The following is a 6,856-nucleotide window of genomic DNA, read 5'->3' on the forward strand; positions in this document are numbered from 1 at the left end:
ATATATTTCGGAGGTTATATTATGTTTAATCAAAGCAGAATAGGAAATACATGCGAAGAAGTATCACTTTGATACTTGTGTTGTCGATGGTCCTTCTGACCGGCTGCGGAAGCAAGACCTACAAAGCTGGAAAACAGCTCGACATAGGTGTGTTGCCTGATCTTCCGGTGTATGGGGAGCTCGGAATGGCATACGATAACGCTGTGATAGCACAGGGCGAGGAGATAGATGCCGCAAACTACAACGGATGTTATGCCGCTATGCTTGTCGATGAGACAACCAAGGATACCATAGTGGCCCATAATGTACATGGAAAGATATATCCGGCAAGTATGACAAAGATCATGACAGGTATACTCGTTATGGAGAGCATAGAAAAGGGAGATATATCCCTTGACGATGTGGTAACTCTCAACAGAAAGGTCACATTTGACGATTGGGATGCCATGGCCAGTGACCTGGTCGGAGGCTGCAGCCTGACGGTCAAGAACCTGCTGTACGGTCTCATGATAACATCATATAATGACTGTGGTGTTATACTTGCAGAGCTGATAGCCGGCAGCGAATCAGCATTTTGTGACATGATGAATGAAAAGGCGAAGGAGATCGGTGCTACAAATACCCACTTTGTCAACTGTCATGGACTTCACGACGATGACCATTACACTACAGCGTATGATCTGTATCTTATAATAAAGGAATTTTCAAAGCATGACCTTGCGTATGTGATAGATTCACTTGATACATATGATTTCACATACACGGATGCAGATGGCAATGAACAGGTGGTAACCATAGAGCCGACAAATGAATTCTTAACTGGTGAGGTAAATTTTCCAGATGGATACTCGATAGGTTCGTGGAAGACCGGAACCACAGAGGAGGCACTCAACTGTCTTATCATGGAGCTTAAGAACGATTCCACCGGTGAAGAGTATATTGCTCTTGTAGCCGGAGCAGATGGAAAAGAGGCACTGTACAGCGCCATGACTGAACTTATAAATAAGGCAAAGTGATGTGTGTATCTGACATATATGATACGGACATTATTTGTATAAATTTTACATCAAGATTCAGGAGGCATGAAAAATGATTCACATTATTGCAGGAGATAAGGGTAAGGGAAAGACAAAGGCACTGATAGATAAGGTCAACAATGAAGTAAAGGTTGTTTCCGGTACGGTAGTATTTCTTGATAATAACAACAAGCATCTCTATGAGCTCAGCAACAGAGTCAAGATGATCAACTGTACAAGCTATGGAATTAGCAAGCTGGATTCGTTCACCGGATTCGTGCGAGGAATAATCTCCCAGAACAGTGATATTGAGAAGATTTATATAGATAATTTTAAGACGGTTGCATACGTTGGAGAGTCACATATCGTTGAGGCATTGGACGAGATAAAGAACATATCCGATATGTTCAATGTTGATATAGTGATCTGTCTGGCAACAGATGTCAATGACGTACCAGAGGATTTCAAGGACTGCGTTATTGCGGCATTATAAGCTGGATGCCGCCTTATATTTTAGATAGAATGTGGTTGGCATATGTATGTTGCCAGCCATTTTCTGTGCCAGAGTAAATTACGGGAGACATATTATGGCGACAATAAAACGAAAAAACAAAAGACAAAGATCGAACTTCCAAAGCTTAAAATGCCGGGCTTTGGAACATTCCTTTTTGCACTCGTATTCATATATATACTCATCAGGGTCGTTGCGTATGTTAATGATTCTGATCCGATAATATTCACGGTTGAGCAGAGTACGTACGATACTGATTTCACGGCTACAGGGCTTGCGGTAAGAAGTGAGACTGTCATAACCGCCTCGGCGACGGGAACACCATGCTACTATATAAGAGATGGCGAGAAGGTATCCAAGGGTGCAAATATATATGCCATTGACAGCTCGGGCTCCATGCAGGCAGCAATGAGCGACATGCAGGAGAATGGTTCAGCACTTCTCACGAGCGCAGATTACACAAGTCTGAACAATCAGATAAAGATGTTCAAAAATGGATTTTCGGCATCCAATTTTGGTAATGTATATAATTTCAAGACAAGCATCGACAACAAGCTTTTAGAGCTCTATGAGGAGCTTGCTCTTGAGCAGGTCAGCAATGGTTCTTCATCATTTTCACTTGATGCCCAGAAGGCGCCATTCAGCGGACTTGTCACATACTATCAGGATGGATATGAGAGCGTCGATGTGAAGAATCTGACACCTGAGCTTTTTGATAAAACTGTGTATACAAAACAGTCACTCAAGTCAGATGGACAGGTTTCTGCGGGCAGCGCTGTATGTAAGCTTATCAACGATGAGGAATGGAATATTGCCATATCGCTCAGCAAGGATGAATTTGACAAGGTTACACAGAATGAATATGCTTCATTTACCATCAATAATTCGAGCAGAAAGATCAGATCGACATACGATAAGATCGAAAAAGATGGTCATTATTATATAGTGGTATCATTCAACAAATATATCGCGCAGTATGTAAATGAAGATTTCTGGACATCAACTTCATGTTCGAGGAATCCAGCGGTCTGAAGATACCGGCTTCATCCGTAATAACAAAGGATGTATATATGATACCTGTGGATTACCTGACAGGAGGCAGTGGTGATTCAGATCTGACTCATTTTAATCAGGTAACATATGGCAATTCGGGAAGCACTTCAATAAAACAGATATCACCGATAATATATTTTACCGACAAGAGATTCTGTTATGTTGATCCGTCAAGTATAGATTCCGATGCGGTACTGCAGAAGAATAATTCCAAGGAGACATTTTCCGTTGCCACAGCCGCCAAGTATACGATGGATGGTGTTCTGTGTGTATCAAGAGGAACTGCGGAATTCAGAAGAATAGAGGTTATCGTATCGGGCGATGATTACTCGATCATCAAGCCGGATCTTTCATATGGAATATCCAGATATGACAGAATATTACTGGACGGACATTCCATGAAAGAGGGAGAGCTTATATATCAATAGTACAGACACAGGAGATGATAATATGCTTAAAGAAAATTACGAAAAAGTAAAAGAGAACATAGTCAGGGCATGTGAAAAGGCCGGCAGATCACCGGAGGATGTCACTCTGATCGCCGTTAGCAAGACAAAGCCTTTGTCAGATATAGAGGAATTGCTCAGTGATACGGATGCCGTTGATTTTGGTGAGAATAAGGTTCAGGAGCTTGTGGACAAATACGAGAATGTCTCAAGACCTGTAAACTGGCATATGATAGGTCACCTGCAGACGAACAAGGTAAAATACATTGTAGATAAGGTGTGTATGATACACTCCGTTGATTCGTTAAATCTTGCCAAAACCATTGAGAAGGAGGCTGCAAAGCATGATGTCACAGTCAATATTCTCATTGAGGTAAATGTTGCACAGGAAGAAACAAAATTTGGACTGTCATGTGACGAGGTACTTCCGCTTATCCAGGAGATAAAAGATTTCCCTCATATCAGGGTTAAGGGTCTTATGACTATCGCTCCATTTGTGGATGATCCCGAGGACAACAGGGTCTATTTCCGCAAATTGAAAGATTTATCACTTGACATACAATCTAAAAGCATTGATAATATCGATATGAGCGTCTTGTCGATGGGTATGACAAACGACTATGAAGTTGCAGTTGAAGAAGGTGCAACGTTGGTTAGAGTTGGCACGGGAATATTCGGTGCCAGAAATTATAATATTTAAAGGAGAACAATCATGGCAAAGGGAAATACAAAGAAAAGTTTTCTTGATTATTTCAAATTAAGTGATTCAAGCGACGATGACTTTGATGATGATTTGTTTGATGAAGATGAAGATGACTATGAAGATGAAGACGATATGGACGATCGCTTAGACGATGAGTACGATGATGAGGATGATTACGATGCGCCTCAGACAGAGTCCAGAGTGAAGGCTTCACCGCTCAAGTCCTTTAATAAGTACAAAGGTTCTGCATCATCTGACAATGGATCGGCCAGATCAAAAGCTGCAAGATCTTCTCATGGTCAGCAGTCAGGAGCAGGTAATGGAAAGCTCGTATCGATCAACAGCAGATCCAGAGCAATGGATGACAGTGAAGTATTTGTTATCAAGCCGGACGAGTTTGACGATGCGCAGATGATAATCGATCATCTCAATCGAGGACAGATAATCGTAATAAACATGGAGGATCTTGATCTTCCAACTGCACAGAGAATAGCGGATTTCATTGGAGGAGCAAGTTATGCTGTGGATGGTCTGTTTCAGGCTATTTCAGGCAACATATTCCTTGCCACACCTAATGGAACCTACGTATCTGGTGATTTAAGGGAGGAATTGGCTGGAGGATCTCTTCAGGGGGAAACTCTTTCAAGTAAGGCAACTTACTAATATATGTTTTTACGGGGGATTACATATGCTTACACCAGTTGATTTACAACAGAAGAAGTTCACGCATGGAATGGGATATGCGCGAAAAGATGTAGATGCATTTTTTGACATAGTTGTGCTCAGCTACACAGAACTGTATAAGTCCAATGCAGATCTTACCAATCAGGTGAAAACTCTGACCGACAGTTTAGTACATTACAGAACAACCGAGTCAAAGCTCCAGAAATCTCTCATGCTAGCAGAGAAGAATGCTGAGGAGTCTACAAAGAACGCCACTGATAAGGCGAGACTGATAGAGAATGATGCCAAGATCAAGGCTAATAATATAGTGCAGGAGGCCAGGGAGGAGCTTGAGCGCATAGAGGGAAGTATTGATGGAATAAAACAGCAGTACAAGGACTATGTATGTGCATTCAAGGCTCTGATGGAAGCCCATATGAATTACCTTGCCCAGAATCCTATCAATGAGGAGATGGGACTTAATTTCGACGATGTATTAAGCGAGGGCAGTTCAAATGCTTCTTATTCACAGTCGACACAGAGCGCAGCTATGAATTCGTTTATGAACTCCTATGACGGCGATCCACAGGGCCGCGAGGAATCAACTCTCGGATCAGGAGGCGGCTCAGCCATGGGTGATTCAACACTTGGCGGTGCCGGTGGCGGAAGTGTTACAAGTGATTCGTCTGTATACACAAAGAATCTTGGCGGTAAGTCATTTGTTAATCCATTTGGAAACTAACAATATATTTTATACTAATGGAGAATGTTTATATGTGTAATGCACTCACAGTTCATCTGAATGATGAACCAATCTATGACATTTTCTTTGCAAACGATTTTAATTCCCTGCCTGAGCTTTTAGCCGGACAGGGAATTGCTGATAGAAGGGTATGTATCGTTACAGAGAGTAATGTTGCGCCTCTTTATCTCGATGAGATCAGGAATCAGCTTGATGGAAAATGCAAAGAATTGATATCTATTATATTTGAGGCCGGTGAGTCTCAGAAGAATCTTGATACAGTAAAGATGATCTACGAGAAGCTTATTCTTGCAAAGTTTGACAGAAAAGATCTTCTGGTGGCTCTTGGAGGCGGCGTGACGGGCGATATAACCGGATTTACTGCTGCAACGTATCTCAGAGGCATAGACTTTGTACAGATACCTACAAGTCTTCTGGCACAGGTGGACAGCAGTATTGGTGGAAAGACAGGCGTTGACTTTGATTCATATAAGAACATGGTCGGAGCCTTTCACATGCCAAAGCTTGTGTATATCAATGTGTCAACACTCACCACGTTATCCGATGAGCAGTTTATTTCGGGAATGGGTGAGATCATAAAACATGGACTCATAAAGGATTCTGCATATTTTGACTGGCTTATAGAAAACCACGACAGAATACTTGCAAGGGATAAGGATGTCCTGATGGAGATGATCAGGGTGAGCTGCAACATCAAGAGAGTTGTTGTGGAGAACGATCCTACGGAGAAGGGCGACAGAGCTCTGCTCAATTTTGGACATACTCTTGGACATGCCATAGAGAGATACCTCGACCTTAAGCTGAGTCATGGGGCATGTGTCGGCATCGGATGCTGCCTTGCGTCTGTTATCTCATACAATAGGGGTGACATCACAGAGGACGAGCTTCATAAGATCATACATGCATTTGATATGTTTGGTTTCCCTACTCTCAAGGACTACCCTGTCGATGCAGATGCTGTCATAGAGTACACTAAGAACGATAAGAAGATGGTTGGGGACAAGATAAAATTTATCCTTCTTCACACTATTGGCGATGCATATATCAATACCAATGTCGTTCCTGATGATATGAAAAAGGCATTTGAGTGGCATTGATATTCAAAGGAGGAACGGATATTATGAAAAAGAGAATACCGATGGCTATACTTGCCATTATTATTCTTACAGCTTTAGATCAACTGGTGAAACATCTCATATCAACCAACTTTCAGGTTGGACAGACAAGGAAAATAATCGATGGAGTTTTCCAGCTCAACTATGTTCAGAACAGAGGTGCGGCCTGGGGAAGTTTCTCAGGTAAGATCGTTTTCCTGCTTGCGATAACATTTGTTATCCTGCTTGCGGCTATATATGTATACATCAGGCTTGCAGGCAATCAGGAAAAGAAATATACACCGCTCAGGATATCACTGGTATTTCTCATATCGGGAGCTGTCGGCAATATGATCGACAGAGTTGCCCGTGGATATGTGGTTGACATGTTTGACTTCTGCCTTATTAACTTCCCGGTATTCAATGTCGCAGATATATTTGTCACATGCAGTTTTATTGTTATAGTTATTCTGGTGCTGTTCAAGTATAAGGATGATGAGCTCTCAGAGATCATACACCAAAAACAGACAGATGGACAGGAATAGTATATGGAAGAATATAACACCGAAGCCAGCGGCGACTGGGCAGGGAAAAGAATAGACAAGGT

At 42.0% G+C, this 6,856-nt stretch carries 9 protein-coding genes; all 9 read left to right on the forward strand.

Annotated elements, in window-relative coordinates; all coding sequences use genetic code 11:
• The first annotated feature begins 50 nt into the window (after positions 1 to 50).
• Positions 51 to 1,016, forward strand: coding sequence for a D-alanyl-D-alanine carboxypeptidase family protein (locus CCU_RS12630; RefSeq protein ID WP_015534930.1), 966 nt, complete (start codon positions 51 to 53; stop codon positions 1,014 to 1,016).
• Between the two features lie 73 nt (positions 1,017 to 1,089).
• On the forward strand, positions 1,090 to 1,509 hold the full coding sequence (locus tag CCU_RS12635) for a hypothetical protein (RefSeq protein WP_015534931.1): 420 nt from the start codon (positions 1,090 to 1,092) through the stop codon (positions 1,507 to 1,509).
• A 42-nt stretch (positions 1,510 to 1,551) separates the two neighbouring features.
• Positions 1,552 to 2,559, forward strand: a complete 1,008-nt coding sequence (locus tag CCU_RS12640) for an HlyD family efflux transporter periplasmic adaptor subunit (RefSeq protein ID WP_015534932.1) — start codon at positions 1,552 to 1,554, stop codon at positions 2,557 to 2,559.
• The gene (locus tag CCU_RS12645) at positions 2,535 to 3,008 is read left to right on the forward strand and encodes a hypothetical protein (protein WP_015534933.1); all 474 of its coding nucleotides are present in this window, start codon (positions 2,535 to 2,537) and stop codon (positions 3,006 to 3,008) included. Before CCU_RS12640 ends, CCU_RS12645 begins: the two co-directional genes overlap by 25 nt.
• Positions 3,009 to 3,030: 22 nt before the next feature.
• Entirely contained in the window at positions 3,031 to 3,726 is a 696-nt protein-coding gene (locus tag CCU_RS12650) for a YggS family pyridoxal phosphate-dependent enzyme (protein WP_015534934.1), read from the forward strand.
• A 12-nt stretch (positions 3,727 to 3,738) separates the two neighbouring features.
• Positions 3,739 to 4,392, forward strand: a complete 654-nt coding sequence (locus tag CCU_RS12655) for a cell division protein SepF (RefSeq protein ID WP_015534935.1) — start codon at positions 3,739 to 3,741, stop codon at positions 4,390 to 4,392.
• Between the two features lie 25 nt (positions 4,393 to 4,417).
• The gene (locus tag CCU_RS12660) at positions 4,418 to 5,134 is read left to right on the forward strand and encodes a DivIVA domain-containing protein (protein ID WP_015534936.1); all 717 of its coding nucleotides are present in this window, start codon (positions 4,418 to 4,420) and stop codon (positions 5,132 to 5,134) included.
• A gap of 32 nt (positions 5,135 to 5,166) precedes the next feature.
• A complete protein-coding gene (aroB, locus tag CCU_RS12665; RefSeq protein ID WP_015534937.1) occupies positions 5,167 to 6,252 on the forward strand; it encodes a 3-dehydroquinate synthase in 1,086 nt (361 codons plus the stop codon).
• Positions 6,253 to 6,275: 23 nt separating this feature from the next.
• Positions 6,276 to 6,794 (forward strand): signal peptidase II, encoded by a 519-nt coding sequence (gene lspA / locus CCU_RS12670; RefSeq protein WP_015534938.1) that lies wholly within the window; start codon positions 6,276 to 6,278, stop codon positions 6,792 to 6,794.
• Positions 6,795 to 6,856: the final 62 nt, after the last annotated feature.

Origin of the sequence: Coprococcus sp. ART55/1 (assembly GCF_000210595.1) — a bacterium.
In the GTDB taxonomy this organism is placed as follows: Bacteria; Bacillota; Clostridia; order Lachnospirales; family Lachnospiraceae; genus Coprococcus; species Coprococcus aceti.

Coding starts and splice junctions, on each gene's coding strand:
- aroB (WP_015534937.1), top strand. CDS start 5,167: ATGTGTAATGCACTCACAGTTCATCTGAATGATGAACCAATCTATGAC.
- CCU_RS12650 (WP_015534934.1), top strand. CDS start 3,031: ATGCTTAAAGAAAATTACGAAAAAGTAAAAGAGAACATAGTCAGGGCA.
- CCU_RS12640 (WP_015534932.1), top strand. CDS start 1,552: ATGTATGTTGCCAGCCATTTTCTGTGCCAGAGTAAATTACGGGAGACA.
- CCU_RS12655 (WP_015534935.1), top strand. CDS start 3,739: ATGGCAAAGGGAAATACAAAGAAAAGTTTTCTTGATTATTTCAAATTA.
- lspA (WP_015534938.1), top strand. CDS start 6,276: ATGAAAAAGAGAATACCGATGGCTATACTTGCCATTATTATTCTTACA.
- CCU_RS12630 (WP_015534930.1), top strand. CDS start 51: ATGCGAAGAAGTATCACTTTGATACTTGTGTTGTCGATGGTCCTTCTG.
- CCU_RS12645 (WP_015534933.1), top strand. CDS start 2,535: ATGTTCGAGGAATCCAGCGGTCTGAAGATACCGGCTTCATCCGTAATA.
- CCU_RS12660 (WP_015534936.1), top strand. CDS start 4,418: ATGCTTACACCAGTTGATTTACAACAGAAGAAGTTCACGCATGGAATG.
- CCU_RS12635 (WP_015534931.1), top strand. CDS start 1,090: ATGATTCACATTATTGCAGGAGATAAGGGTAAGGGAAAGACAAAGGCA.